This window comes from Bradyrhizobium sp. U531 (assembly GCF_051710265.1).
GTDB lineage: Bacteria > Pseudomonadota > Alphaproteobacteria > Rhizobiales > Xanthobacteraceae > Bradyrhizobium.
This window is the reverse complement of the sequence record NZ_JASVEN010000007.1, coordinates 230,455-254,548: the sequence shown is the minus strand read 5'-3', so window position 1 is coordinate 254,548 and position 24,094 is coordinate 230,455. Positions and strand designations below refer to the sequence as shown.

General features: G+C 63.7%; 26 protein-coding genes. 16 read left to right on the top strand and 10 right to left on the bottom strand.

Features of this window, described 5'->3' with window-relative positions:
* Positions 1 to 180: 180 nt before the first annotated feature.
* The 5 genes from tarD to QRQ56_RS28605 form a co-directional block, all read right to left on the bottom strand.
* Positions 181 to 1,350, bottom strand: coding sequence for a D(-)-tartrate dehydratase (gene tarD, locus QRQ56_RS28625; protein WP_438744527.1), 1,170 nt, complete (start codon positions 1,348 to 1,350; stop codon positions 181 to 183).
* 111 nt (positions 1,351 to 1,461) lie between these two features.
* Positions 1,462 to 1,704, bottom strand: a complete 243-nt coding sequence (locus QRQ56_RS28620) for a DUF3297 family protein (RefSeq protein ID WP_438744526.1) — start codon at positions 1,702 to 1,704, stop codon at positions 1,462 to 1,464.
* An 11-nt stretch (positions 1,705 to 1,715) separates the two neighbouring features.
* Entirely contained in the window at positions 1,716 to 2,192 is a 477-nt protein-coding gene (locus tag QRQ56_RS28615) for a glutathione peroxidase (RefSeq protein WP_438744525.1), read from the bottom strand.
* 2 nt (positions 2,193 to 2,194) lie between these two features.
* Complete coding sequence (locus QRQ56_RS28610; protein ID WP_438744524.1) at positions 2,195 to 3,595, bottom strand: amidase family protein; 1,401 nt, start codon at positions 3,593 to 3,595, stop codon at positions 2,195 to 2,197.
* Between the two features lie 233 nt (positions 3,596 to 3,828).
* Positions 3,829 to 4,086 (bottom strand): DUF6894 family protein, encoded by a 258-nt coding sequence (locus QRQ56_RS28605; protein WP_438744523.1) that lies wholly within the window; start codon positions 4,084 to 4,086, stop codon positions 3,829 to 3,831.
* A 257-nt stretch (positions 4,087 to 4,343) separates the two neighbouring features.
* On the opposite strand from QRQ56_RS28605, the gene pqqA reads away from it, so the two are divergent.
* From pqqA to QRQ56_RS28555, 10 genes are all read left to right on the top strand, one after another.
* The gene (gene pqqA / locus QRQ56_RS28600) at positions 4,344 to 4,424 is read left to right on the top strand and encodes a pyrroloquinoline quinone precursor peptide PqqA (RefSeq protein ID WP_007595659.1); all 81 of its coding nucleotides are present in this window, start codon (positions 4,344 to 4,346) and stop codon (positions 4,422 to 4,424) included.
* 129 nt (positions 4,425 to 4,553) lie between these two features.
* Positions 4,554 to 5,483, top strand: a complete 930-nt coding sequence (gene pqqB, locus QRQ56_RS28595; protein ID WP_438744522.1) for a pyrroloquinoline quinone biosynthesis protein PqqB — start codon at positions 4,554 to 4,556, stop codon at positions 5,481 to 5,483.
* Positions 5,480 to 6,259: a pyrroloquinoline-quinone synthase PqqC gene (pqqC, locus tag QRQ56_RS28590; protein WP_438744521.1), complete on the top strand. Its 780-nt coding sequence runs from the start codon at positions 5,480 to 5,482 to the stop codon at positions 6,257 to 6,259. The genes pqqB and pqqC overlap by 4 nt, the downstream gene beginning before the upstream one ends.
* A gap of 11 nt (positions 6,260 to 6,270) precedes the next feature.
* A complete protein-coding gene (pqqD, locus tag QRQ56_RS28585) occupies positions 6,271 to 6,582 on the top strand; it encodes a pyrroloquinoline quinone biosynthesis peptide chaperone PqqD (protein WP_438744520.1) in 312 nt (103 codons plus the stop codon).
* On the top strand, positions 6,579 to 7,760 hold the full coding sequence (pqqE, locus tag QRQ56_RS28580; protein ID WP_438744519.1) for a pyrroloquinoline quinone biosynthesis protein PqqE: 1,182 nt from the start codon (positions 6,579 to 6,581) through the stop codon (positions 7,758 to 7,760). The genes pqqD and pqqE overlap by 4 nt, the downstream gene beginning before the upstream one ends.
* Positions 7,750 to 8,748 carry a prolyl aminopeptidase gene (gene pip, locus QRQ56_RS28575; RefSeq protein WP_438744518.1) on the top strand — a complete coding sequence of 333 codons (999 nt, stop codon included), beginning with the start codon at positions 7,750 to 7,752 and terminating at the stop codon, positions 8,746 to 8,748. The genes pqqE and pip overlap by 11 nt, the downstream gene beginning before the upstream one ends.
* 13 nt (positions 8,749 to 8,761) lie before the next feature.
* Entirely contained in the window at positions 8,762 to 9,439 is a 678-nt protein-coding gene (locus QRQ56_RS28570; RefSeq protein ID WP_438744517.1) for a hypothetical protein, read from the top strand.
* Between the two features lie 329 nt (positions 9,440 to 9,768).
* A complete protein-coding gene (locus QRQ56_RS28565; protein ID WP_438744516.1) occupies positions 9,769 to 11,568 on the top strand; it encodes an FAD-dependent oxidoreductase in 1,800 nt (599 codons plus the stop codon).
* Positions 11,538 to 13,385 carry a 2-oxoacid:acceptor oxidoreductase subunit alpha gene (locus QRQ56_RS28560; protein ID WP_438744515.1) on the top strand — a complete coding sequence of 616 codons (1,848 nt, stop codon included), beginning with the start codon at positions 11,538 to 11,540 and terminating at the stop codon, positions 13,383 to 13,385. The genes QRQ56_RS28565 and QRQ56_RS28560 overlap by 31 nt, the downstream gene beginning before the upstream one ends.
* Entirely contained in the window at positions 13,382 to 14,437 is a 1,056-nt protein-coding gene (locus QRQ56_RS28555; protein WP_438744514.1) for a 2-oxoacid:ferredoxin oxidoreductase subunit beta, read from the top strand. The genes QRQ56_RS28560 and QRQ56_RS28555 overlap by 4 nt, the downstream gene beginning before the upstream one ends.
* Positions 14,438 to 14,491: 54 nt before the next feature.
* Here QRQ56_RS28555 and QRQ56_RS28550 read toward each other — a convergent pair whose 3' ends face one another.
* Positions 14,492 to 15,064 carry an STM3941 family protein gene (locus tag QRQ56_RS28550; RefSeq protein WP_438744513.1) on the bottom strand — a complete coding sequence of 191 codons (573 nt, stop codon included), beginning with the start codon at positions 15,062 to 15,064 and terminating at the stop codon, positions 14,492 to 14,494.
* A gap of 200 nt (positions 15,065 to 15,264) precedes the next feature.
* On the opposite strand from QRQ56_RS28550, the gene QRQ56_RS28545 reads away from it, so the two are divergent.
* The 6 genes from QRQ56_RS28545 (at position 15,265) to QRQ56_RS28520 (ending at position 18,047) form a co-directional block, all read left to right on the top strand.
* Positions 15,265 to 15,888 (top strand): hypothetical protein, encoded by a 624-nt coding sequence (locus QRQ56_RS28545; RefSeq protein WP_438744512.1) that lies wholly within the window; start codon positions 15,265 to 15,267, stop codon positions 15,886 to 15,888.
* Positions 15,889 to 15,929: 41 nt separating this feature from the next.
* A complete protein-coding gene (locus QRQ56_RS28540; RefSeq protein WP_438744511.1) occupies positions 15,930 to 16,391 on the top strand; it encodes a DsrE family protein in 462 nt (153 codons plus the stop codon).
* Between the two features lie 220 nt (positions 16,392 to 16,611).
* A complete protein-coding gene (locus QRQ56_RS28535) occupies positions 16,612 to 16,935 on the top strand; it encodes an ArsR/SmtB family transcription factor (RefSeq protein ID WP_438744510.1) in 324 nt (107 codons plus the stop codon).
* The gene (locus QRQ56_RS28530; protein ID WP_438744509.1) at positions 16,932 to 17,363 is read left to right on the top strand and encodes an SRPBCC family protein; all 432 of its coding nucleotides are present in this window, start codon (positions 16,932 to 16,934) and stop codon (positions 17,361 to 17,363) included. The genes QRQ56_RS28535 and QRQ56_RS28530 overlap by 4 nt, the downstream gene beginning before the upstream one ends.
* Before the next feature lie 40 nt (positions 17,364 to 17,403).
* A complete protein-coding gene (locus QRQ56_RS28525) occupies positions 17,404 to 17,613 on the top strand; it encodes a hypothetical protein (RefSeq protein WP_438744508.1) in 210 nt (69 codons plus the stop codon).
* Positions 17,610 to 18,047 carry a DUF1801 domain-containing protein gene (locus QRQ56_RS28520; protein ID WP_438744507.1) on the top strand — a complete coding sequence of 146 codons (438 nt, stop codon included), beginning with the start codon at positions 17,610 to 17,612 and terminating at the stop codon, positions 18,045 to 18,047. The genes QRQ56_RS28525 and QRQ56_RS28520 overlap by 4 nt, the downstream gene beginning before the upstream one ends.
* Positions 18,048 to 18,259: 212 nt before the next feature.
* On the opposite strand, the gene QRQ56_RS28515 is transcribed toward QRQ56_RS28520, so the two are convergent.
* From QRQ56_RS28515 to QRQ56_RS28500, 4 genes are all read right to left on the bottom strand, one after another.
* On the bottom strand, positions 18,260 to 19,798 hold the full coding sequence (locus tag QRQ56_RS28515) for a SpoVR family protein (RefSeq protein WP_438744506.1): 1,539 nt from the start codon (positions 19,796 to 19,798) through the stop codon (positions 18,260 to 18,262).
* Positions 19,795 to 21,072: a YeaH/YhbH family protein gene (locus QRQ56_RS28510; protein ID WP_438744611.1), complete on the bottom strand. Its 1,278-nt coding sequence runs from the start codon at positions 21,070 to 21,072 to the stop codon at positions 19,795 to 19,797. Before QRQ56_RS28510 ends, QRQ56_RS28515 begins: the two co-directional genes overlap by 4 nt.
* Positions 21,073 to 21,103: 31 nt before the next feature.
* Entirely contained in the window at positions 21,104 to 23,047 is a 1,944-nt protein-coding gene (locus tag QRQ56_RS28505) for a PrkA family serine protein kinase (RefSeq protein ID WP_438744505.1), read from the bottom strand.
* A 301-nt stretch (positions 23,048 to 23,348) separates the two neighbouring features.
* Complete coding sequence (locus QRQ56_RS28500) at positions 23,349 to 23,999, bottom strand: hypothetical protein (RefSeq protein WP_438744504.1); 651 nt, start codon at positions 23,997 to 23,999, stop codon at positions 23,349 to 23,351.
* Positions 24,000 to 24,094 lie beyond the last annotated feature (95 nt).

The window sequence follows — 24,094 nt, the reverse complement described above, 5'->3', positions numbered from 1 at the left end:
GTCCCGGGCAAGCGTAGCGAAGCGGAGCGCAGATCCGGGACCCATAGCCACACGGAGACGTGGTTACGGGGACTCGGAGTTGGCAACTCGCGCTACGACTTCTCCCTGGGGTTATGGGTCCCCGCGTTCGCGAGGACGACATCGGAGCAAGTGGCGCGGCCGTCGCGCTACCAATTCGCCCTACTCCGCCAGCGCCTTCATCTCCTTGTAGAGATCGGACTTGCCCTCGAAGCCGATGCCGGGAAGGTCCGGCATGGTGATGTGGCCGTTCTCGACACGCACGCCATCCGGGAAGCCGCCATAGGGCTGGAACAGGTCGGGGTAACTCTCGTTGCCGCCCAAGCCCAATCCCGCCGCGATGTTGAGCGACATCTGGTGGCCGCCATGCGGGATGCAACGGCTGGGCGACCAGCCGTGGGTCTTCAGGACTTCGAGGGTGCGCTGGTATTCGCACAGACCATAGGACAGCGCGCAGTCGAATTGCAGCCAGTCGCGGTCGGGGCGCATGCCGCCGTAGCGGATCAGATTGCGGGCGTCCTGGTGGCTGAAGAGATTCTCGCCGGTGGCCATGGGGCCAGGATAGAATTCGGCAAGCGCCGCCTGCAGCGCGTAGTCGAGGGGATCGCCGACCTCCTCATACCAGAACAAAGGATAGTCGCGCAGCATCTTGGCATAGGCGATGCCGGTCTCGAGGTTGAAGCGGCCGTTGGCATCGACGGCGAGCTGCGCGTCCTTGCCGATCTCCTTCAGCACCGCCTCGATGCGGGTGCGATCCTCGTCGATATCAGCGCCGCCGATCTTCATCTTCACGACGTTGTAGCCGCGATCGAGATAGCCGCGCATCTCAGACCGCAGCATCGAGAGATCCTTGCCGGGATAATAGTAGCCGCCGGCGGCGTAGACGAACACGCGCGGATTGGCCTTGACGCCGTGGCGTTCCGCGAGCAGGCGGAACAGCGGCTTGCCGGCGATCTTCGCCACCGCATCCCACACCGCCATGTCGATGGTGCCGACCGCAACCGAGCGCTCGCCATGACCGCCGGGCTTCTCGTTGGTCATCATCGCGCCCCAGACCTTGTCGGGGTCGAGATTGTCGCCGGCCGCGTTGAGCAGCGATTTCGGATCGGCTTCCGTGATGCGCGCGGCGAAGCGTTCGCGGATCAACCCGCCCTGCCCGTAGCGGCCGTTGGAATTGAAGCCGTAGCCGATGACCCGCTTGCCGTCGCGCACGACATCGGTGACGACGGCAACGAGGCTCGTCGTCATCTTGGTGAAGTCGATATAGGCGTTGCGGATCGGCGATGAGATTGGCTTGGTGATCTCACGGACGTCGACGATGCGGACGGACATGGGGGGCTTTCGATTTGTTGGCGTCATTCCGGGATGGTCCGAAGGACCAGACCTGGAATCTCGAGATTCCGGGTTCGCGCTATCGCGCGCCCCGGAATGACGGCTTCGCCGTCACTTCTTATCCCTGAAATACGGCTCGACCGGGCCATGCACCTTGATGGTCAGCGGGTTGCCGTGGCGGTCCTTGGCGTTGCCGGCGGTGACGCGGACCCAGCCTTCGCTGATGCAGTACTCCTCGACATTGGTCTTCTCGACGCCCTTGAAGCGGATGCCGACGTCGCGCGACAGGATGTCCGCGTTGTAATGGGGGCTGTTCGGATCGACCGACAGGCGGTCCGGAAATTCGTCGCTCATGATTGTCTCGCTCACAACAGTGTTTCGATTTGATTGCGCAATCCTTCCGGCCTGGCGGTCGGCGCGTAGCGCGCGATCACCTTGCCGGCACGGTCCACCAGGAATTTGGTGAAATTCCATTTGATGGAGGCGCCGAGAAGCCCGGATTGCTGGCGTTTCAGGTACTCATACAAGGGGTGCGCATTGGCGCCGTTGACGTCGATCTTCTCGAAGAGCGGGAAGGTGACGTCGTAATTGGTCGAGCAGAACGCCTGTATCTCGTCCGCCTTGCCCGGCTCCTGCGCGCCGAACTGGTTGCAGGGAAAGCCGAGCACGGAGAAGCCGCGCGGGGAGAGATCGCGGTGCAGGTCCTCCAGCCCGCGATATTGCGGCGTGAAGCCGCATTTGCTCGCGGTGTTGACGATCAGCAGCACCTGCCCTTCGAAATTTTTCATCGCCACCTCCTCGCCGGCAAGCGAGTTGGCCTTGAAGTCGTAGATCGCCGACATCGCTAACCCACGGGGTCGATCGGCGACGGCGGCACGCCGCCCGCTTCGATCGCCTCGCCCGCGAGCAGGCAGAGGTCCTCGCGATAGCGGCCGGACACGATATGCACGCCGACCGGCGTCTTGCCGACGAGGCCGGTCGACACCACGAGCCCCGGCAGGCCCATGAAGGGTGTCGCGATCTGCGGCATCTGCGCTTCCCAAACGCGCTCGAAGGACTCGGAATCCTTGCGGTCGAGATGATCGGGGAACGGCAGCTCGCCGGAGACCGGCGTCAGCGCCACGGCGTATTTTTCGAAGAACATCATCCACTCGCGCGTGAACGTGGCGCGGCGGGTCAGCGCCTGCGCGTAATTCGCCTGATCCATCGGCGTGACCTTGGCGCGGTTGCCGCGCAGGCACGCCAGCGCGCCGGGATCGCCCTCGCGTTCGGCCATTTCCAGCTGCGCCTCGTAACCGTCGCCGAGCCAGAGCTTGCGCTGCCACTCGACCGCCTCGCGCATCGGCGGGGTGTTCTCGATCACCTCCACGGTCCAGCCTGCGCGCTCGAGCCGCTTGCCGGCGTCGGTGACCGCCGCCTTCACCTCCGGCCGGGTCGCGAGGCCATCCGGATTGAGGCAGATCGCGGCGCGCTTCTCCCTCGCGGGGCCTTCCAGCGGCGCCGGCACATACCAGGGATCGCGGATGTCACGGGCCGACATGGCCGCGAGCGAGATGCGCAAATCGTTGATGGTGCGCGCCAGCGGGCCCGACACCGCCATGATCTGCGGCCCGATCGGGCGTTCCGGCAGCGCGGGGTTGAAGGCGGGAATGCGGCCGAGCGTCGGGCGCAGGCCGTGGACGCCGCAGGCATAGGCGGGATAGCGGATCGAGCCGGCGATGTCGGTGCCGTGGGCGATATGGCCGATGCCGGCCGCGACCGCCGAGCCGGCGCCGCCGGACGAGCCACCCGGGGTCAGCGAGGCATCGCGCGGGTTCTTGGTGTCGCCATGGATGAGGTTGGTGGTGAACCAGCGATAGGAGAAGGCCGGGCAATTGGTGCGGCCGAGCAGAATGGCGCCCGATTTGCGGAAATTGGCGACCACCGGATTGTCTTCGCGCGCGATCACGTCGCGCTGGAGCTTGAGGCCGTTGGTGGTGGCAAAGCCCTCCTGGTCGACATTGGCCTTGATGGTGACGGGCACGCCGGCGAGCACGCCGGGGTCCTCGCCCCTGGCAATGGCGGCATCGACGGCGTCGGCCTGCTTGAGCACGTCGTCCGGCCGATGGTCGATCACCGCATTGAGCTGGGGATTGACGGCATCGAGCCGGGCCAGCCCGGCCTTGGCGGCCTCCCTGGCGGAGACCTTCCTGGACTTGACGAGGGTGGCGAGGTCGGCAGCCGACAGGCGCCAGAGATCTTGCATGGCTTGCTCCGTGTATCCGGCGTCTTTTAGCGCCGGGAACGCGGCAAAGCCATGCGGATTTCGCAGAGGCGAAGGGCGCCAAAGGGTCGGATTGCTGCATCCGCCGTCATTGCGAGCGAAGCGAAGCAATCCAGAATCCCTCCTTTGAGGCAGTCTGGATTGCTTCGTCGCAAGAGCTCCTCGCAATGACGGTGGAGGGAGCGGCGTGCCCCCGCCTCTGCCGTGGGCGGCCGCTAATGCCGCGTCGCGGAGGGGTCCGGCATGTCCAGGAGCGCCTCGGTGAACGGGAACTCCAGCACGATCTCGCCTTCGGTGTCGGTCACCTCGATCACCGCATCGAGCAGCGCCCGCTGGGCGCCCTCCGACTTCACCACTTCGAGGATCATCTGGCGGGCGACCTCCCAGGCGCGATCGGGGTTGCGCAGGTCCTCACCGTCAGGATCCACGATCAGTTCGTCGCCGATGCGGGTGTTGAAGAAATATCTGGGCATGCCTGATCCAATGGGGTCGCCTGTGGCCGATTGGAAGCCGTTCTATACTCACAACTCGTTTATCCCGACAGGGATCACGACCTATCGGGGCATTCTGCCTATGGCAGCTTTACGGCCGCAATAGGCTCTCTTTGCAGTGCAGCAATTCGGTCGGCCTACTACCTAGGTCCGGGAAAATTTCACTAGCGAACTTCTGCGCTCGCATTAACTTAGCGTGTGGGCGGATACGTCCGAATTCGCAAAAATGGAGAGCCGAAATGGCATGGAAAGCCCCGAAGATCGTCGAAGTGCCCTGTGGCATGGAAATCAACATGTATGTGAGCGCCACCCGCAAGTAAGCCGGTCGGCGAATTGCGTACTGCGCCGGTGGATCTTTCGGTCACGACGCGTTTCCGAAAGAAAGATTCTGTGTCGGCATTTGCGTCGGCCTGAGATCCACCGCGCGTGTTCCTTCCAGGAGACGGATCATGCTTCGCGTCGTCGTCCTGGGCGCCGCAGCCGGCGGCGGAGTTCCGCAATGGAATTGCGGCTGCGAGGGTTGCCGGGCGGCCCGCAATGGCGGGCCTGAGCTGCACCGGACGCAGGCCTCGGTCGCCTTCAGCGGCGACGGCGAGAACTGGTTTCTGATCAACGCCTCTCCCGACCTGCGCCAGCAATTGAATGCCACGCCGCAGCTGCATCCCGAGGCCGGGGCGCTGCGCCATACGCCTGTCGCCGGCGTGATCCTGACCAACAGCGAAGTGGATGCGGTGGCGGGCCTGCTGTCGATGCGCGAGAGCTCGCCCTTCACCATCTATGCGCATGAGAAGGTGCTGGCGATCCTGGCCAGCAACAGCATCTTCAACGTGCTGAACGAGAAGCACGTGCGGCGCCAGCCGATCGGCATCAACGAGCCGTTCGAGCCGCGCCTTGCGGACGGCGCGCGTTCCGGACTGGAAGTGCTGCCCTTCGCGGTCTCGGGCAAATCGGCCTGGTATCTGGAAGGCAAAGCGCATCCCGGTGGCGACAGCGGCGACGGCGATACGCTCGGCCTGAAGATCACCGACAAATCGACCGGCAAGTATTTCTACTTCATCGCCGCCTGCGCCGACGTGAGCGACGCGCTCAAGGCCGAGATCGACGGCGCTTCGCTCGTGTTCTTCGACGGCACGGTCTGGCGGGACGACGAGATGATCAGGGCCGGGCTCGGCCAGAAGACCGGCAAGAGCATGGGCCATGTCGCGATGTCCGGCGAGGACGGCGCGATTGCGCGGCTTGCCGATCTCACCCTCGACAGGAAGATATTTCTGCATATCAATAACTCGAACCCGGCACTGCTGCCTGCCTCGTCCGAGCGTAAGGCCGTCGAAGCGGCAGGCTGGCAAATACCGGCGGACGGAACGGAGATCGTGCTGTGACTACGGCGTCAATGACGGGAATGACTGCGCTCTCGATCGGCAAGGACTTGAAGCTCACCAGCGCCGAGGAGCTCGAGGCGACGCTGCGCCATATCGGAGCGACGCGCTATCACAGCCTGCATCCGTTTCATAAGCTGCTGCACGGTGGCAAGCTGAACAAGGGCCAGGTGCAGGCCTGGGCGCTGAACCGCTACTATTACCAGAGCACGATCCCGATCAAGGACGCGGTGGTGATCTCGCGCTTCCGCGACCGCGCCACGCGCCTGGAATGGCGTCACCGCATCGAGGACCATGACGGCGATGTCGGCAGCGAAGGCGGCATCGAGCGCTGGCTCAAATTGACCGAAGGCCTCGGCCTCGACACTGCTTACGTGGAATCCACCGAAGGCATTTTGCCCGCGACGCGCTTCGCGGTGGAGGCCTACGTTCACTACTGCCGTGAGAAGAGCCCGCTGGAGGCGATCGCCTCCTCGCTCACCGAATTGTTCGCGCCGAACCTGCACGAAGAGCGTATCGCCGGCATGCTGGAGCATTACGACTTCGTCAACTCCGACATCATGAGCTACTTCAAGCGCCGCCTCGCGCAGGCGCCGCGCGATGCGGGCTTTGCGCTCGATTACGTCAAGGCGCATGCGACGACGCCGGAACAGCGCGCGCAGGTCTGCAACGCGCTGATCTTCAAGACCAACGTGCTGTGGGTGCAGCTCGACGCGCTCCAGCATGCCTATGTCGAGGGCAACATTCCGCCGGGCGCCTTCGTGCCCAAAGCGGGCTGAGAGGAACTGCAATGGCCGGGCCGCGGAACATCAGCGTCAGCGAGGCGAGCCGCCCCGTGCTGCCGCGGCATGCCAAGCTGAAGTATGACGACACTCGCAAGGTCTGGGTGATCCTGGCGCCGGAACGGGTGCTGGCGCCGGACGAGATCGCGGTCGAAGTCTTGCAACTCTGCGACGGCGAGCGCAATGTCGGCGATGTCGCCGACCTGTTAGCTGCGAAATACGCAGCTCCGCGCGAAGCGATCCTGGCCGACGTCATCATCATGCTGCAGGATCTCGCCGACAAGGGCTTTCTCACCGAGATCAGGGAGAAGACGTCATGAGCGACGTGACCATCCCACCCAACGACAGTCTCGCGGTGCTCGAAAAGCAGCGCTCGACCGCGGAGACCTTCGGCATTCCGCTCGCCGTGCTGCTCGAGATCACCCATCGCTGCCCGCTGCAATGCCCGTATTGCTCCAATCCGGTCGAGCTCGACCGCTCGGGCAAGGAACTGACCACAGACGAATGGAAGAAGGTGCTGAGCGAGCTCGCCGAGATCGGCGTGCTGCAGGTGCATTTCTCCGGCGGCGAGCCGACCGCGCGCAAGGACCTCGTCGATCTCGTCAAGCACGCCAGCGACGCCGGCCTCTACACCAACCTCATCACCTCGGCCGTGTTGCTGACGCGCGAGAAGCTGAGCGAGCTCGCCGATGCCGGGCTCTGCCACGTGCAGATCTCTTTCCAGGGCATCGAAGAGGGCCTTGCCGACCGCGTCGCCGGCTACAAGGGCGGCCATCGCAAGAAGCTCGAAGTCGCCAAATGGACCCGCGAGCTCGATCTGCCGCTCACCGTGAACGCGGTGATGCACCGGCAGAATTTGCACCAACTGCCCGACATCATCCAGATGTCGCTCGATCTCGACGCCGACCGGCTCGAGGTCGCCAATGTCCAGTATTACGGCTGGGCGCTGAAGAACCGCGCCGCCTTGATGCCGACCGTGGCGCAGCTCAATGAGTGCACTGAAATCGTCGAGGCCGCGCGTGAGCGGCTGAAGGGCGAGCTGACCATCGACTATGTCGTCCCCGATTACTACGCGCTGCGGCCAAAGAAATGCATGGGCGGCTGGGGCCGGCAGTTCTTCAACATCTCGCCGGCCGGCAAGGTGCTGCCCTGCCATGCCGCCGAGAGCATCACCGGGCTCGAGTTCGAGTCCGTCCGCTCGAACCATTCGATCGCCTGGATCTGGCAGAACTCCGAGGCCTTCAACCGCTATCGCGGCACCGGCTGGATGAAGGAGCCGTGCAAGTCCTGCGAATTCCGCGAGATCGATTTCGGCGGCTGCCGCTGCCAGGCCTTCGCGCTGACCGGGGACGCCGCCAACACCGATCCCGCCTGCGCGCTGTCGCCGCTGCACGAGACCATCTTCAAGCAGGCGGAAGCCGAGGCCGAGGGCGAGACCAACCGCTTCCTCTATCGCAACTTCGCCGGCGGCACCCTGGAATCCGAGAATGGGACCTGACGCCGACGCGGGCGCGGCCGCCAAGGAAACGGTTCGGCGCGCCGATCCCTTTGCGCCGCTGACCTCCGACATGCTCGATGTCGGCGACGGTCACGAGCTCTATGTCGAGAGCGTCGGCCGCGGCGACGGCATCCCCGCGATCTATCTGCATGGCGGGCCCGGCAGCGGCTGCCAGCCCGATCATCGCCGGCTGTTCGATCCCGAGCGCATGCATGCGGTGCTGTGCGACCAGCGCGGCTGCGGCCGCAGCCGGCCCAAGGGCTCGCGCGCGCACAACACCACGGCCGATCTGATCGCGGACATGGAGACAATCCGCGAAAAATTCGGCTTCGAGCGCTGGATGGTGGTCGGCGGCTCCTGGGGCGCGACATTGGCGCTGGCTTATGCACAGGCGCATCCCGAGCGCGTCTCCGGCATCGCGCTGCGCGCGACGTTCCTCGGCACGCAAGCCGAGGTCGAGAAGGCGTTCACGGCGCGCCTGCCGCAATTCTATCCCGCGCTCTACGAGGATTTTCTTGGCGTGCTGCCGCCGGAGGAGCGGGACCGGCCGGTCGAGGCCTATTATCGTCGCATCCTCGACGCCGATCCGGCCGTGCATGGGCCAGCCTCGCGCGCCTGGCACGACACCGAGCGCGCTCTGTCCGAGCACAAGGCGGCCAAGACGCGGCTGGACCTGGCCTCCCTGAACGTCTGGCGTACCCTGCCGGCGACGCCGTTCATGGAGGCGCATTATTTCGTCAATGACAGCTTCATGAGCCCGGACCAGTTACTGCGGAACGCGGGCCGGCTCGCGGGCATTCCCGGCATTATCGTGCAGGGCCGTTACGATCTGTTGTGTCCTCCCGAGACATCGCACGCACTCGCGAAAGCGTGGCCGGGTTCCGAGCTTCGCATCGTGGAAGAAGCCGGGCATTCGCTCTATGATGCCGGCGTGAGGGACGCGGTGATGAAGTCGATCGCCGACCTCGCATCGAAGATCGGGCGATGAGAGGACAAGAACAATGCCGCTCGCCGGGAAAGGCATGCTGCTGACGTCGATGAACATCGACGCGGCCGACGAGGCCGATTTCAACCGCTGGTACGATCGCGAGCATCTGGAAGAGCGCGTCGCGATCGAGGGATTTCTGGAGGCGCGGCGCTATGTCGCGCATGCCGCCAATCCCAAATATCTCTCGCTGTACTCGACCACCACGCTCGACGTGCTCGACAGTCCGGCCTATCGGGCGCGGCTCGCGAGCCAAACCGAATGGTCGCTGCGGAGCATGGCGCGCTTCAAGGACATGCTGCGCGTGGTCGCGCGCATCACCATCAGCAAGGGCACCGGCCGCGGCGCTGCGCTGGGCCTGGTGCGGCTGCGACCGACGCCCGACAACGCCGCGCCCTGGCGTGAGGCATTGCAAGACAAGCTTAGGCCCGAACAGTGCGACGGCATCATCTCGATGCATCTGCTCGAAAGCGAGCCCGAATTGTCGGGCGCGACGGCGGGCATTCCGGCGACGCGCAACGAAGGCGCGCGCGACTGGTTCGTGCTGATCGACGGAACGCATGTCGGCGCGGTCTCGGCCGTGATCGCCGAACGCTTCACCGGCCCGACGGCTGCGCCCTTCCCGCTGCCCGTCTCCGTCGGCACCTACAGCCTGATGTGGGACCTCGCGAAGAGCGACATCGCGCGGGGCTGAACGCCACCGTCATTGCGAGGAGCACTTGCGACGAAGCAATCCAGACTACCTCCAAGGAGGAAGTCTGGATTGCTTCGCTGCGCTCGCAATGACGCGGATGGAGTGCAGTGCGATTGCTGCACCGCACGCATCTCGCGTGCCGGCATTAATGCTGTCTGCGCGCAGCTACCATGAAAGAGGGGAAGCGCGAAAATTTGCCGTTGTACTTGGGAACGGTTCTAATAAGCTAACCCAATGACGTCATTCAGAAACCAGATCGACGCACATTAAGCGTCCGACAAGCTCAGAAGAGGCCGCGGGGTCTTTGAGCCTGCGCGGACAGGGTAGGAATGAAACCGACCGATATCGCGGCCCCCGACTACTTTCACAAAGTGGTCGATTGCCAATGGGCCTGTCCTGCGCACACCCCCGTTCCCGAATACATCCGACTGATCGCACAAGGCCGCTATAGCGACGCCTACATGATCAATTGGAAGTCGAACGTGTTTCCCGGAATCCTGGGACGCACCTGCGATCGCCCATGTGAGCCGGCGTGCCGGCGCGGACGCGTCGAGGAGACGCCGGTGGCGATCTGCCGCCTGAAGCGCGTCGCCGCCGACTTCAAGGACGACATCAGGCAACGTCTGCCGAAGCCCACAACGAAGAACGGCAAGCGCGTCGCCTTCGTCGGTGGCGGACCGGCCTCGCTGACCGTGGCGCGCGACCTGGCGCCGCTCGGCTATCACTGCACCGTGTTCGACGGCGATCCGGAAGCCGGCGGCATGATGCGGACGCAGATCCCCAAATTCCGCCTGCCCAACTCCGTGATCGACGAGGAGACCGGCTATATCCTGAACCTCGGCGTCGAGTTCAAGGGCGGCCACCGCATCGAGAGCATGAAGTCGCTGCTCGCAGAGAAATTCGACGCGATCTTCGTCGGCTCCGGCGCACCGCGCGGCCGCGAGCTCGACATTCCCGGCCGGAAAGAGGCCGCCGCCAACGTCCATATCGGCATCGAATGGCTGGCCAACGTGTCGTTCGGTCATGTCGACAAGATCGGCAAGCGCGTCATCGTGCTCGGCGGCGGCAACACCGCGATGGATTGCTGCCGCACCGCGCGCCGCCTCGGCGGCGAAGAGGTCAAGGTCGTGGTCCGCTCCGGCTTCGAGGAGATGAAGGCCTCGCCCTGGGAGAAGGAGGACGCGCTCCATGAAGACATCCCGATCCTCAACTTCCTCGTGCCCACAGCCTTCGTGCACGACAACGGCAAGCTCACCGGCATCACCTTCCAGAAGGTGAAGGCCGAATACGATTCCAAGGGCAAGCGCAACCTCGTGCCCTCGGGCGAGCCCGACCAGACCATCGCATGCGACGACGTGCTGGTCGCGGTCGGCCAGGAGAACGCCTTCCCCTGGATCGAGCAGGATTGCGGCATCGAGTTCGACAAATGGCACATGCCCAAGGTCGACCCGAAAACCTTCGCCTCCACCAACCCAAAAGTGTTCTTCGGCGGCGACGCCGCGTTCGGTCCCAAGAACATCATCTGGGCGGTGGCGCAGGGGCATGATGCCGCGCTGTCGATCCACAAGATGCTGTCGGGCGAGGACATCACCGAGCGACCTTTGCCGGACGTGCAGGTCTCGTCGCAGAAGATGGGCATCCACGAATGGAGCTATGACAACGACATCTCGAACGACAAGCGCTTCAAGGTGCCGCATCGCGACAAGGTGATCGCGCTGAAGGACATCCGCGCCGAGGTCGAGCTCGGCTACGACGTCAAGCTGGCGCTGGGCGAAGCCGAGCGCTGCCTGAACTGCGACGTGCAGACCGTGTTCTCGACCTCGCTCTGCATCGAATGCGACGCCTGCGCCGACATCTGCCCGATGGACTGCATCACCTTCACCGCCAACGGCGAGGAAGACGATCTGCGCCATCGGTTGAAGGCACCCTCGCCGCATCCGGACCAGGACCTCTATGTCTCGTCCGATCTCAAGACCGGACGCGTCATGGTCAAGGACGAGGACGTCTGCCTGCATTGCGGGCTGTGCGCCGAGCGTTGTCCCACGGGTGCCTGGGACATGCAGAAATATTTCATCGAGATGACCCACGCAGGTTCGACATGTCCGACAAAAAGCCGATCAGCAGCGTAAACGACTTCGTCGTCCGCTTCGCCAACGTCAACGGCTCGGGTTCGGCCAGCGCCAACGAGATGTTCGCGCGTTCGATCCTGCGTCACGGCGTGCCGGTCTCCCCGCGCAACATCTTCCCCTCCAATATCCAGGGCCTACCGACCTGGTACGAGGTGCGGGTGACCGAGGACGGCCATCTCGGCGCCCGCGGCGGCGTCGACATGATGGTAGCGATGAACCCGCAGACCTGGGACAAGGACGTCGCCGGCATCGAGCCCGGCGGCTATTTGTTCTACGATTCCACCAAGCCGATGCCGTCGACCAAGTTCCGCGACGACATCACCGTGATCGGCGTGCCACTGACCGCGATCACCAACTCGACCTACACCGATCCGCGCCAGCGCCAGCTGTTCAAGAACATCATCTATCTTGGTGCGCTCTCGGCGCTCCTCGACATGGACCCGAAGCTGATCGAGCAGCTGATCGGCGAGCAGTACAAGGGCAAGGAGAAGCTGCTCTCCTCCAACGTCCACGCGCTGCATCTTGGCCGCGACTGGGCGCTGCAGAATCTGAAATGCCCGCTGGGCTTGCGCATCAAGAAATCCGACAAGGTCGGCGACCGCATCTTCATCGAGGGCAACAGCGCCGCCGCGCTCGGCGCGGTCTATGGCGGCGCCACGGTGTGCGCCTGGTATCCGATCACGCCGTCCTCGTCGGTGGCGGAGGCTTTCACCGCCCATTGCAAGAAGTTCCGGCACGACCCTGAAACCGGCAAGGCGAAATACGCCATCGTGCAGGGCGAGGACGAGCTGGCCTCGATCGGCATCGTCATTGGCGCGTCCTGGAACGGCGCCCGCGCCTTCACCGCGACCTCCGGCCCCGGCATCTCGCTGATGACCGAGTTCATCGGCCTCTCATACTTTGCCGAGATCCCGGCCGTGATCATGAACATCCAGCGCGCCGGCCCCTCGACGGGCATGCCGACCCGCACCCAGCAATGCGACATCATCGCCTGCGCCTATGCTTCCCATGGCGACACCAAGCATGTGCTGCTGTTCCCGGAAGATCCGGCCGAGGCGTTCGAGTTCGCGGCCGCCGCGTTCGATCTCGCCGAGCGGCTGCAGACCACGATCTTCCTGATGCTCGACCTCGACATCGGCATGAACCACCGGCTCTGCCGCCCGCTGAAGTGGGACGATTCCAAGCAGTACGACCGCGGCAAGGTGATGACGGCCGAGATGCTGGACGAGGGACGCGACTTCGGACGCTATCTCGACGTCGACGGCGACGGCATCCCCTTCCGCACCTATCCCGGCACGCATCCGACCAAGGGCTCCTATTTCACCCGCGGCACCTCCCGCGACCGCTATGCGCGCTATTCCGAGGAAGGCTCGGTCTATGCCGACAACATGCAGCGGCTCGTGCGCAAGTTCGAGACCGCGCAAGATCTGGTGCCGCGGCCTCTCCAGGCCAATGCGGAACGGCCGACCAAATATGGCGTAATCTATTTCGGCTCGACCTCGCCGGCGATGGACGAGGCCGTGGGATTGCTCGAGGCGCGCGGACATCAGCTCGACCAGATGCGCATCCGCGCCTTCCCGTTCCACTCCAGCGTGGCGAGCTTCCTCGCCGAGCACGACTTCGTCTACGTCGTCGAGCAGAACCGTGATGCGCAGCTTCGCCAGTTGATCGTCAACGAGAACGGCATCGATCCCGTCCGCCTCGTGCCGATCGTGCATTACGACGGCACCCCGATCACCGCCCGCTTCATCGCAAAAGCCATTGGCGACCACCAGGATCACCTCAAGGTGACCCCGCTCCGCAAGGCCGTGTCATGACCTACATCGCAAAGCCGAAATTCTCTCATCCGGGCCTCAAGAAGAACGACCTTGGCTACACGCACCGCGACTACGAGGGAAAAATCTCGACGCTGTGCGCGGGCTGCGGTCATGACTCGATCACCGCCTCGATCATCGAGGCCTGCTACGAGCTCTCGATCGAGCCGCATCGGGTGGCGAAGATCTCCGGCATCGGTTGCTCCTCGAAGACGCCGGATTATTTCCTCGGCAATTCACACGGATTCAACACCGTGCACGGCCGCATGCCCAGCGTGCTGACCGGCGCGAACCTCGCCAACCGCGATCTGATCTATCTCGGCGTCTCCGGTGATGGCGACAGCGCCTCGATCGGTTTCGGCCAGTTCGCGCATTCGATCCGGCGCGGCGTCAACATGACCTATATCGTCGAGAACAACGGCGTCTACGGCCTGACCAAGGGCCAGTTCTCCGCAACCGCCGACCGCGGCTCGAAGTCCAAGAAAGGCGTGACCAACACCGACAACGCGATCGACCTCGTCGCTATCGCGCTGCAACTCGGCGCCACCTTCGTCGCGCGCTCGTTTTCCGGCGACAAGACCCAGTTGGTGCCGTTGATCGCGGCGGCGATCGGCCACAAGGGCGCGTCGTTCATCGACGTCATCAGCCCCTGCATCGCCTTCAACAACCACGCCGGCTCGACCAAGAGCTTTGACTACGTCCGCGAACATAATGACGCGGTGAACCGCCTCGACGTCCTAGTCGGCCGCGACCCCATTGCGGTCGATTACGCACCGGGCACGGTGCAAGTGGTCGAGCAGCATGACGGCAGCAAGATCGCGCTGCGCAAGATCGACGCCGACTACGATCCGCATGACCGGCTGGGCGCGCAGACCTTCCTCGCGCGGCACGCGGCCAAGGGGCAGATCGTCACCGGTCTCTTGTATGTCGATCCCGATGCGGAAGATCTGCACGCGCATCTCAACACGGTGGAGACGCCGCTCAACACGCTGGAAGCGGACACGCTGTGCCCGGGTTCGGCGGCGCTGGACAAGTTCAACGCCAGCCTGCGCTGACGAATTGGCGGTGGGCACGGCGCGCTGCGTCTTTGCCCACCTCGCGGCACTGCCCTAATGGGCGGGTTCGGGCTCGGTGGCGGGACGGGCCGTATAGGCCAGACGGCCGGCCTTCCAATATTGCTTGCAGGTCTCGAGCAGCGTTTCGCCGTCCATGGTGAGGCCGCCGGGATTGACCAGCACGCCCTCGGCGCCGATCGCCTTGTTCATCAACGAGACGATGCGCTTCAGCAGGCCGACGTCGAAACGATTGGCGACCATCGGGTCGAGCTTGAGCACCACGATCACCTGATTGCGATACTGCCAGGCCGAGATGTCGCGCACGGACCTCCAGGAAATGGTGTCATCGGCGATGCGGGTGTCGCGAATTCCGACGCGGGTGATGAAGAGGACCGGTTGCCTGCTGGAGAGCAGCCGCCAAAGCGTCCTGCAGGTGATGAACCCGAACAGCGCGACACCGATATAGCAGGCCACGATCTGGAATTCGGAGAGCGTCTTGACGTGAAACCAGTTGAACGCGACAGCGGCGCACAGCAGCGTCAGCAGCACGCCGCCGGCCAGCATCTTCAAGAGCCGCGGCACCGAATAGCCAACCGCAAGGTTGGGCAAGTTCTGACTTACGGACATCTTGACCGCCACCAGTCATCTGCAACAACCAGGGGTTTACCGACCCTCATCCTGCCAAACCTTTAAGGCTGGAACCTTGCGCGAGGCTGCCGGCAAGGCGGGCCGCCGCGCTTGAACGCGCCTCTCGCCGGCTGCGACTAACCGCCAGTCGGCTCCCCTGCTGTGCGGGCCGGCCACTGTAAAAACGTCCGGGTGCGATCATGAAGCTTGCCCTTGTCCTGCCGCTCGCCCTCTCCGCCTTGGTCGGCACCGCCCATGCCGATGAGGCCGACAAGGTCCGGGAGACCACCAAGGCCGAGGCCGACGCCTTCACGGCCCGGGTCTATGCGGGCACGCCGGGCGACAAGGCCTATGCCTGCTTCGTCCGCCGTTACGATTCCGAACATCTGGCGCGTCATCCCAAGCAGAAGGTCGCCGCGATGAAGCTGCTGGTCTCGGCGGAGACCGACAAGGAAGACAAGCAGCTGCACAACTCCTTCCGCATGGGTTTCCGCTATCGCCATCGCAGCGGCGATTTCGACTCCAGCGGGTCGTGCGGCAGCCACGCGGTGCTGCTGAGCCAGGGCGACGAAGTCCGCATGGGCTGCGGCGTCGACTGCGAGGGCGGCGGGATCGAAGTGGCGCTGTCCAAGGACAACAAGTCTGCCATCGTCCGGCTGCAGCAGATCAGGGTCTGGCAGAACAACAAGCCGGACGACGAGGCCGAGCATGCGCTGGTCGCCGGCGCCGACGACAAGATCTTCAGGCTCGGCCGCACCGACACCAGCGAGTGCGCCTCGCTCGTGACCGACCGCAAGGAGCTCGCGGCGCTGCGCCACAAATGATATGCCTCTCGGCGAAGTCGGGCTGAGTGGAGGAGATCGCCATGAACCGCCGCAACATCCTGTGGACCGCCGTCTCGACCCTTGGCACAGCTCTTGGCGCCGCGCTCGGCGCCTCCCGCGCAAAGGCCGCGACGGAAACGGGCAGCACCGACAAGCTGAAGGTCGTCTATCATCTCAGCGACGCCGAGAAGGTCAATTTCGTGCTCGGCAATATCCAGAACCACATCGACGGCGTCGGCGGCCCCGAGCACGTCACGATCGCGCTGGTGATCCACGGCCCGGCGCTGAAGGCATTTCACGCTGGCCAGGCCAACCCCGATCTCAGCAAGCGTGTCGGTGAATTCTCCAAGGACGGCGTCGAACTCGCCGCCTGCGGCAATACGATGAAGGCGCAGAACGTCTCGCTGAAGGAGCTGCTGCCGGGTTTTGTCAGCGCGGAAAAAGGCGGCGTGGTCAGGTTGGCCGAGCTGCAGTCGCAGGGCTATTTGTATCTTCGGCCGTGAAGGCTGGGAGAGGCATCGCCCTCTCCGCCGTCATTGCGAGTGCAGCGAAGCAATCCAGAATCCTTCCGCGGAGACAGTCTGGATTGCTTCGTCGCAAGAGCTCCTCGCAATGACGTCGAGAGGGCTGCGCCAGCCAAAGACTATTCTTCCCCTCGTACTTGACTTATCCATAACTCTGCGGTTATGAATTAATCCATAACTTTTCGGTTATGGATTTCCCATGTCTGCCGCCCCCGATCTGCTGTTCAGGATGCTTGCCGACCCCACGCGGCGGGCCATTTTCGAACGGCTGTGCCGGGAGGGCGAGCAGACGGTCGGGGCGCTGACCGCGCGATCCGGGGTGTCGCAGCCGGCGGTGTCGAAACATCTGGGCGCCCTGAAGCAGGCCGGCCTCGTGCGCGACCGCCATGAGGGACGCCAGACCCATTACAGCGCGCAGCCCGGCGCGCTCAATCCGCTGATCGACTGGACCAGCCAGATGGCCTCGTTCTGGCAGAAACGGCTCGATGCACTCGACGATCTCCTGAAGAGGATGGACCAATGACCGGACCCGCGACCGAAACACGCTCGGTGGTCGTCGAGCGCGAATTTGCCTTTCCGGCCGAGCGGCTCTGGCGCGCGCTGACGCAGCCGCATCTGATCGAGGAATGGCTGATGAAGAACGACTTCAAGCCTGATGTCGGCCACAGATTCAATCTGCGCGGCGAATGGGGCGGCGTGCTGGACTGCGAGGTGCTCACCATCGAGCCGCAGAAGACGCTCGCCTACACCTGGAATTTCTCGCATGCGGACGCCGCGTTCGATCTCAGAAGCGTCGTCACCTTCACGCTGACACCAACCAGCGCCGGCACGCATCTGCGCGTCGAACAGGCCGGCTTCAGCCCGACGCAGAAGCAAGCCTTCGGCGGCGCGCATGCCGGCTGGAAGCAGTTTTTGGCCAAGCTGGACGAGTTGCTGGCGCGAGCCGCGTGAGCACGTCCGTTTCGATCATTGCAAGGGAGATCCGTTGACCATGTGGATTCGACAAACCCATCGCTGGCTGTCCATGGCCTTCACCATCGCGGTGATCGCCAACATCGTCGCCATGATCATGCAGCTCGATGCCGCTTGGATCGGCTTCCTGGCGCTCGTGCCGCTGATCCCGCTGCTTGCGACTGGCCTGTATCTGTTCGCACTGCCTTATCTCGGCCGGCGCGACGTGCGGGGCGAGGCAAGGTCATGAAGAAGGCGGTGGCGAAGACGAGCGCGACGAAGCCGGCGGAGGGAGCCTCGCCTGCCAAGCTGATCGATGGCCGGATCAAGGAGCTCGGCGACTGGCGCGGCGAGATGCTGGCGCGGGTCCGCGGCCTGATTAGGGAGGCCGATCCTGAGGTCGTCGAGGAATGGAAATGGCGCGGCGTGCCCGTGTGGGAGCACGACGGCATCATCTGCACCGGCGAGACCTACAAGGAAGTGGTGAAGCTGACCTTTGCCAAGGGCGCGGCGCTGGCCGATCCGGCCGGCCTGTTCAACTCCAGCCTCGACGGCAATGTGCGGCGCGCGATCGATATCCGCCAGGGCGAGAAGATCAACGAGAAGGCGTTGAAGGCGCTGATCCGCGCGGCGATCGAGCTGAACGCAGCTAAGAAGAAGCCGGCGAAGAAGCGGCCGGCGTAGGACTCTTTGAATTCCTGGTGGCGGCCGGAGCAAGCGCCTCGTCCTTCGAGACGACCGCTCCGCGGTCTCCTCGGGATAAGGCTTACCAGCATCTCTGGATTCTTGAATTGTTGTCCACACTCCGTCCTCATCCTGAGGGCCCGCCGAAGGCGGGCGTCTCGAAGGATGGGCCGCGAGCAAAGTGTCTCAGCTTCAGAAGCTGGGGGCCGCCCTCAGGCCACCGCGGCCGGGATCGGGCGCGGGCTGACGACGTATTCGCGCAGAACCTTGTCGTTGGCGTCGACTTCGATCAGCGAGACGTCGTAGGTCCAGAGATCGGCAAGATGCTGGAGCACCCGCTTGGCGTCGGTCTCGTTGAGCTGCGAGCCCTTGATGACGTGGTGATGCAGGATCAGGCGGCGGTCGCCGGAGAGATCGACGTCGACCACCTCGATATTGGCGTCGATGTAGCCGACATCGTGTTGACGCGCGAGCTCGCGCCGGACGCGACGAAAGCCGCGCTCGTCGTGGATGGCGTCGACCCTGATGCCGGCGCGCTCCTCGGGATCGTCGTGCAGATGGAACATGCGGAATTTGCGCATCAAGGTCGGGCTCAGGAACTGCGCAATGAAGCTCTCGTCGCGATAATTCGCCCAGACGTCGCGCAGCACCCCCATCACGTCGTTCTTGCCGGCGATGTCGGGGAACCACTCGCGGTCCTCGCCCTCGGGATTGGTGACGATGCGCTCGATGTCCTGCATCACCGCAAAGCCGAGCGCATAGGGATTGAAGCCGGAGAAGCGCGGATCGTCGAATTCGGGCTGGAACACCACGTTGGTGTGAGATCCCAGGAATTCAAGGAAGTTGCCGTCGGTGATGCGGCCCTGCCGATGCAGCTCGGTCATGATGCGATAGTGGACGTAGGTCGCCGTCCCCTCGTTCATTACCTTGGTCTGGCTCTGCGGATAGAAATATTGCGCGATGTGGCGGACGATGCGCAGCAGCTCGCGCTGCCAGGGCGCCAGCCGCGGCGCGCTCTTCTCCAGGAAATAGAGCAGGTTCTCCTGCGGCAGGCCGAGCAGCTTGCGGCGCCGTTCGATGCTGAGCGCGGACCGGGTCTTGCTCTTGCCCGCCGGCACGGTGCGCCAGAGGTCGTTGAAGACCTCCTCCTCGTGCTGGCGGCGTCGCCCTGCCCGCTTCTCCTCGGCGCGCAAATCCAGCGTCTTCTTGCCGGGATAGCGATCGATGCCGTGCGACATCAGGGCGTGCGCTGCATCGAGGGTCCGCTCGACCTCGATGCGGCCGTAGCGTTCCTCGCACTGCATGACATAGTTCTTGGCGAAGTCGAGATAATCCAGAATCCCTTCCGCATCTGTCCACTGCTTGAACAGATAGTTGTTCTTGAAGAAATGGTTGTGGCCGAAGGCAGCGTGCGCGATCACCAGCGTCTGCATCGTCGCCGTGTTCTCCTCCATCAGGTAGGAGATGCACGGCGAAGAGTTGATCACGATCTCATAGGCGAGGCCCATCAGACCCTTGCGATAGGACGCCTCGTGATAGGCGAATTGCTTGCCGAACGACCAGTGCTTGTAGAACAGCGGCATTCCGACGGACGAATAGGCGTCCAGCATCTGCTCGGCGGTAATGACCTCGATCTGGTTCGGATAGACGTCGAGCCCGAGATCCTTCAAAGCCACCGTCTCGCAGGCATCGGTGATGCGCTGCAAGGTGTGGAAATCCCAATCGGCGCCTTCGAACAATCGTTCCGTCATGGAGCGGCTTTCTCCTGAGCAGTTTCGCGGCGCTGGAACAAATCGTGGAACACCGGGAAGATCTCGCTGCGCTCAGAGACCTTGCGCATCGACAGCGGTGCGCCGCTGTTGCGCAGGCGCTCGTAGAGGCTCCAGAGCGAGGAGTCGGAGAGATCGAAGGCGCTGCCGCCGGATTCCCCGACCTCGAGATAGGCAAAGAACTGGCAGACCGGCAGGATCTTGTCGGTCAGCAGCATGCCGGTGAGCTCGCCGTCGGAATAGGAATTGTCGCCGTCGGAGGCCTGCGCGGCATAGATATTCCAGTCCGCGGGACTGAAGCGCTCGCGCACGATCTCGTGCATCGCCTGCAGCGCGCTGGAGACCAGCGTGCCGCCCGAAGCCGGGCCGTAGAAGAAGGTCTGCTCGTCGACTTCCTCGGCGCGATCGGTGTGGCGGATGAAGACGATCTCGACATGCTTGTAGCGGCGCTTCAGGAACACGTAGAGCAGCATATAGAAGCGCTTGGCGAGGTCCTTCATGTGCTCGGACATCGAGCCGGAGACGTCCATCAGGCAGAACATCACGGCCTGCGCCACCGGCCGCGGCACCTTCTCGTAGCGGCGGTAGCGGATGTCGAGCGGATCGATGAAGGGAATACGCTTCGTCTTCGCCTTCAGCCTTTCGAGCTGGGCGAGCAGCAGCTCGCGCTCGTCTTCGTCGGTGCAGGCGGCGATCGCGGCCTCCAGCTCCTCGATCTCGTCCTTGCGCGGACGCTTGAGCGCGATGCGGCGGGCGAGCGCGAGCCGCACCGTGCGGCTCACCGAGATGTTGGCGGGCGAGCCCGAGGTGGTGTAGCCGGCCCGCATGATGCCCTCGCTCTCGGTCTGCGCGATCTTGCGCTTGGCGAGGTCAGGCAGCTCGAGATCATCGAGGAAGAGATCAACGAACTCGTCGCGGGAGAGCACGAAGCGGAACGCGTCCTCGCCGTCGCCTTCGCCCGGACCTGAATTCTTGGCGCTGCCCTGGCCGGAGCGCTGGAGATAATCGCCCTCGATGAACTTCTTGTTGCCGGGCAACACCATGTCCCGCGTTCCGCCTTCGCGGCGGAAGCGCGGCTCGTGCATGCCGTCGAGGGGGATCGTGACCTCGCCCCCCTCCAGGACGTCCTTGATGTCGCGTTCCTGCGAGGTCTTCTTGACGGCGCCCTGCACCAGGGATTTGGCCCGACGCAAGAACCGCTGGCGATTCTCAAGACTCTTGCCGCCCGGATTCAGGCGCCTGTCAATAATGTGAATGGGCACTTTACCATTCGCCTCCCATTCCGCCTCAACCGGCCTGCTTCACGCGCATGTACCATTCGACGAGCCGGCGAACCTGACGCTCGGTGTAGCCACGCTCCACCATGCGTGCGACGAACTCGCCGTGCTTCTTCTCCGTCTCGCCGTCCTTCTTCGATCCGAAGGAGATGACCGGAAGCAGGTCCTCGACTTGCGAGAATATCCTCTTTTCGATCACGTCGCGAATCTTCTCGTAGGACGTCCAGGTCGGATTCTTGCCGCCGTTCTGGGCGCGGGAGCGTAACGAGAATTTGACCACCTCGTTGCGGAAGTCCTTGGGGTTGGCAATGCCCGCCGGCTTCTCGATTTTCGTCAATTCCTGGTTCAAAAGTTCGCGATCGAGCAGCTGGCCGGTGTCGGGATCCTTGAAGTCCTGGTCCTCGATCCAGGCGTCGGCATAGTCGACGTACCGGTCGAACAGGTTCTGGCCGTAATCCGAGTAGGATTCCAGATAAGCCTTCTGGATCTCGTTGCCGATGAACTCGGCGTAGCGCGGCGCGAGGTCCGCCTTGATGAATTCGAGATAGCGCTTCTCGACCTCCTCGGGCAGCTGCTCGCGGCGGATCGACTGCTCCAGCGCGTACATCAGATGCACGGCGTCAGCGGCGACCTCCTGCGGATCGTGGTTGAAGGTGGCGGCCAGGATCTTGAAGGCAAAGCGGGTGGAGACGCCGTCCATGCCCTCGTCGACGCCGGCGGCATCGCGATATTCCTGCACGCTGCGCGCCTTCGGATCGGATTCCTTCAGGCTTTCGCCGTCGTAGACCCGCATCTTGGCGAACACCGTGGAGTTCTCGTGCTTGCGCAGGCGCGACATCACCGAGAACCGCGCCAGCGTCTCCAGGGTCGAGGGTGCGCAGGGCGCCGAGGCGAGCTCGGAGCCCTGGATCAGCTTCTCGTAGATCTTCTGCTCTTCCGTGATCCGCAGGCAGTAAGGCACCTTGATCACGCAGATGCGGTCGATGAAGGCTTCGTTGTTCTTGTTGGACTTGAAGCTCGCCCACTCCGCCTCGTTGGAGTGCGCCAGGATGACGCCCGTGAACGGGATCGCGCCGATGTTCTCGGTGCCGATGTAGTTGCCTTCCTGCGTCGCGGTGAGCAACGGATGCAGCATCTTGATCGGCGCCTTGAACATCTCGACGAACTCGAGCACGCCCTGGTTGGCGCGGTTGAGGCCGCCGGAATAGCTGTAGGCGTCGGGATCGTTCTGCGCGTAGGTCTCGAGCTTGCGGATGTCCACCTTGCCGACTAGCGAAGAGATGTCCTGGTTGTTCTCGTCACCTGGCTCGGTCTTGGCGATCCCGATCTGGCGCAGCCGCGACGGCTGGATCTTGGCGACGCGGAACTGGGAGATGTCGCCGCCGAAGGCTTCCAGCCGCTTGTAGCACCATGGGCTCATCAAGCCGGTGAGACGCCGGCGCGGAATGCCGTATTTCTCTTCCAGCATCGGGCCGAGCTGATCGGGATCGAACAGGCTGAGCGGGCTCTCGAACACCGGCGAGAGCTCGTCGCCGGCCTTGAGCACGTAGATCGGATGCACTTCCATCAGCGACTTCAACCGCTCGGCCAGCGAAGACTTGCCGCCGCCGACCGGCCCGAGCAGGTAGAGGATCTGCTTGCGCTCTTCCAGTCCCTGCGCCGCGTGGCGAAAGAAACCGACGATGCGCTCGATGGTTTCTTCCATGCCGTAGAAGCCGGCGAAGGCCGGATAGGTGCGGATCGTGCGGTTCAAAAAAATACGGCCAAGGCGTGGGTCCTTGGCCGTGTCAATCGTCTGAGGTTCACCGATCGCTGCTAGCAGTCGTTCGGCCGCGTTTGCGTATTTCATGGGATCGCTTCGACACGATTCCAGATATTCCGCCATCGACATGTCGTGCTGGCTTCTCGCCTCGAACGACCGAGCGAAAGCGTTGAATAGAGAATCGTTGTACATGATCCCTCTCCGCGTGAGTTCCGCTACAAGCTGAAACGAAAGCAGTTACTGGACCGTTCCTCAGGCCGCTTCTCGAATCAGCGTGAGCACATGACGATCATTGGACACCCGGGTGCCGACACGACGCAACGCACAAGCTAGGCACTCGTTGAATTACGAACAGGCACCTGCCTGTAAATTGTGCGAATCTCTGTCTATCTTCGCTCATTTCCAGAATTTGTCACTCGCTCGCCACATCCGGGCGATACCGGGGCCGCCTCTCTCCGGCACCGCAACATAGGGCGATCCGCGCGCGGCGATCTTATGACGCTTGTACGGCGAAGCCTTGCGCGCCCCGTTCATCTTCCTGCTGCATTGCAGTGTGCGGAAGACTGGCTGCGTGAGCGTCGCGGCAAGCGCGCAGCAATGTCTCAAAATCGGCCACCAGCCCCTCCGACCGGATCACGATTCGATCGTTCTCCACGCAGCGGGCCAGATTGCGAATGCCGCGCAGCTGCCGCAGCAAGGCGGGCGTCGGCGTCAGCACGATCATGTTATGGCCGCGGCATTGTTCAGCCGAAATCTCCGCAAACGAGTCCCACGGCAGAAATTCATCGCCGATGCGGAGATCGCGGATGCCGTACGGGGTGACCACCACCACCGCGCCCCGCTCGGTCGGGAGCATCCAGATCAGCCGGATCGTCAAGGAGGCGAACACCACGACGCCGGCGACCCCGGCTATCGTGTCGTAATCGCCAAGGCCATCCCACCAGCCGAAGGCGAAGGTCGCGCCGACCAGGGTCATGGCAAAGCCCGCCGCGACCAGCAGCCGCAGCGTGGTGGTACATGGGCTGATTTCGAGATCATGGGATACGTCGACACCTCCGGCGGACGCGGCCGGTGACGAACCATTGGCGACGGCGAAGGCAAGGCCGTCAGATTGCGCGTGCATGCTTTCCCCCAGCATGGCCATTCGCGGCCGAGCCATGATGCATCAGGCGGATCGAAATCCGCCGACGAGCACTCCGCGTCGCCAAGAGCTGCAGAAAGCAGTGGCCGACGCTACGC

Excerpts from the sequence above, each read along its gene's own strand:
- QRQ56_RS28570 (WP_438744517.1), top strand. The coding sequence starts at position 8,762 with ATGCCGCTCGCCGGGAAAGGCATGCTGCTGACGTCGATGAACATCGAC.
- QRQ56_RS28605 (WP_438744523.1), bottom strand. The coding sequence starts at position 4,086 with ATGCCCAGATATTTCTTCAACACCCGCATCGGCGACGAACTGATCGTG.
- pqqE (WP_438744519.1), top strand. The coding sequence starts at position 6,579 with ATGAGCGACGTGACCATCCCACCCAACGACAGTCTCGCGGTGCTCGAA.
- pqqB (WP_438744522.1), top strand. The coding sequence starts at position 4,554 with ATGCTTCGCGTCGTCGTCCTGGGCGCCGCAGCCGGCGGCGGAGTTCCG.
- QRQ56_RS28530 (WP_438744509.1), top strand. The coding sequence starts at position 16,932 with ATGACCGGACCCGCGACCGAAACACGCTCGGTGGTCGTCGAGCGCGAA.
- QRQ56_RS28520 (WP_438744507.1), top strand. The coding sequence starts at position 17,610 with ATGAAGAAGGCGGTGGCGAAGACGAGCGCGACGAAGCCGGCGGAGGGA.
- QRQ56_RS28560 (WP_438744515.1), top strand. The coding sequence starts at position 11,538 with ATGTCCGACAAAAAGCCGATCAGCAGCGTAAACGACTTCGTCGTCCGC.
- QRQ56_RS28555 (WP_438744514.1), top strand. The coding sequence starts at position 13,382 with ATGACCTACATCGCAAAGCCGAAATTCTCTCATCCGGGCCTCAAGAAG.
- QRQ56_RS28525 (WP_438744508.1), top strand. The coding sequence starts at position 17,404 with ATGTGGATTCGACAAACCCATCGCTGGCTGTCCATGGCCTTCACCATC.
- tarD (WP_438744527.1), bottom strand. The coding sequence starts at position 1,350 with ATGTCCGTCCGCATCGTCGACGTCCGTGAGATCACCAAGCCAATCTCA.
- QRQ56_RS28545 (WP_438744512.1), top strand. The coding sequence starts at position 15,265 with ATGAAGCTTGCCCTTGTCCTGCCGCTCGCCCTCTCCGCCTTGGTCGGC.
- QRQ56_RS28505 (WP_438744505.1), bottom strand. The coding sequence starts at position 23,047 with ATGTACAACGATTCTCTATTCAACGCTTTCGCTCGGTCGTTCGAGGCG.
- QRQ56_RS28500 (WP_438744504.1), bottom strand. The coding sequence starts at position 23,999 with ATGGCCATGCTGGGGGAAAGCATGCACGCGCAATCTGACGGCCTTGCC.
- pip (WP_438744518.1), top strand. The coding sequence starts at position 7,750 with ATGGGACCTGACGCCGACGCGGGCGCGGCCGCCAAGGAAACGGTTCGG.
- QRQ56_RS28535 (WP_438744510.1), top strand. The coding sequence starts at position 16,612 with ATGTCTGCCGCCCCCGATCTGCTGTTCAGGATGCTTGCCGACCCCACG.
- QRQ56_RS28550 (WP_438744513.1), bottom strand. The coding sequence starts at position 15,064 with ATGTCCGTAAGTCAGAACTTGCCCAACCTTGCGGTTGGCTATTCGGTG.
- pqqA (WP_007595659.1), top strand. The coding sequence starts at position 4,344 with ATGGCATGGAAAGCCCCGAAGATCGTCGAAGTGCCCTGTGGCATGGAA.
- QRQ56_RS28565 (WP_438744516.1), top strand. The coding sequence starts at position 9,769 with ATGAAACCGACCGATATCGCGGCCCCCGACTACTTTCACAAAGTGGTC.
- pqqD (WP_438744520.1), top strand. The coding sequence starts at position 6,271 with ATGGCCGGGCCGCGGAACATCAGCGTCAGCGAGGCGAGCCGCCCCGTG.
- QRQ56_RS28515 (WP_438744506.1), bottom strand. The coding sequence starts at position 19,798 with ATGACGGAACGATTGTTCGAAGGCGCCGATTGGGATTTCCACACCTTG.
- QRQ56_RS28620 (WP_438744526.1), bottom strand. The coding sequence starts at position 1,704 with ATGAGCGACGAATTTCCGGACCGCCTGTCGGTCGATCCGAACAGCCCC.
- QRQ56_RS28540 (WP_438744511.1), top strand. The coding sequence starts at position 15,930 with ATGAACCGCCGCAACATCCTGTGGACCGCCGTCTCGACCCTTGGCACA.
- QRQ56_RS28610 (WP_438744524.1), bottom strand. The coding sequence starts at position 3,595 with ATGCAAGATCTCTGGCGCCTGTCGGCTGCCGACCTCGCCACCCTCGTC.
- QRQ56_RS28615 (WP_438744525.1), bottom strand. The coding sequence starts at position 2,192 with ATGTCGGCGATCTACGACTTCAAGGCCAACTCGCTTGCCGGCGAGGAG.